The sequence below is a fragment of the Pseudomonas brassicacearum genome (assembly GCF_003732265.1).
Taxonomy (GTDB): domain Bacteria; phylum Pseudomonadota; class Gammaproteobacteria; order Pseudomonadales; family Pseudomonadaceae; genus Aquipseudomonas; species Aquipseudomonas brassicacearum_D.
The window spans coordinates 1-551 of record NZ_MOBK01000455.1; the positions used below are offsets into that span (position 1 = coordinate 1).

The window sequence follows — 551 nt, forward strand, 5'->3', positions numbered from 1 at the left end:
GCGTCGAGCCTACGTTCGAATCATTACCGGACTTGAGTTTTTCGTTACACACGAAGATTGAGCGCGATGGCTACCGCTGGATGGGTAGCTGCGTCACCTGCGTATTCATACGACGGCGGCGTACCCCATTGCTGGATGGCAGTTGGCTATAGCTCGTAATCAAAGGCATATACAGGCGCTTTACCCTTTAGGGCTGTAAATGCCGTTCACGACAGCATTTCCTGCTCAAACCGGTCGTCTGAATTATGCTGACAAGGGCAGATTTGGGCTAGCTAGCTGTACGTCTGGATGACTGCTCTTGTTTGTCTGTTGGGAAGCAAACATGGTAGGCTTTGCAGCCATGACTAGTCCTTTTTCTTACACATTTCCCGCGATCCGTGGAGTACAAGCGGGGCGGGAGTATTACGTCTCGATGTGCCCGCTTAGGCTTTTGGCGAAGCTATTTGTCTTTGACAATGAGGAGTTGATGCCAGAGCTGAGAGCGCAGCGGTCGATCAATCGCTCACGCATTCCTGAAATTGCACGATACATCGTCTCCAACTCGGGAAGCT

At 51.4% G+C, this 551-nt stretch carries 1 protein-coding gene; it reads left to right on the forward strand.

Going from position 1 to position 551, the window contains the following annotated elements; translation table 11 throughout:
* Positions 1–322: 322 nt before the first annotated feature.
* Positions 323–551 (forward strand): DNA sulfur modification protein DndB (locus tag BK660_RS32225; protein ID WP_123436479.1); only part of this gene is annotated, 229 nt, incomplete at its 3' end.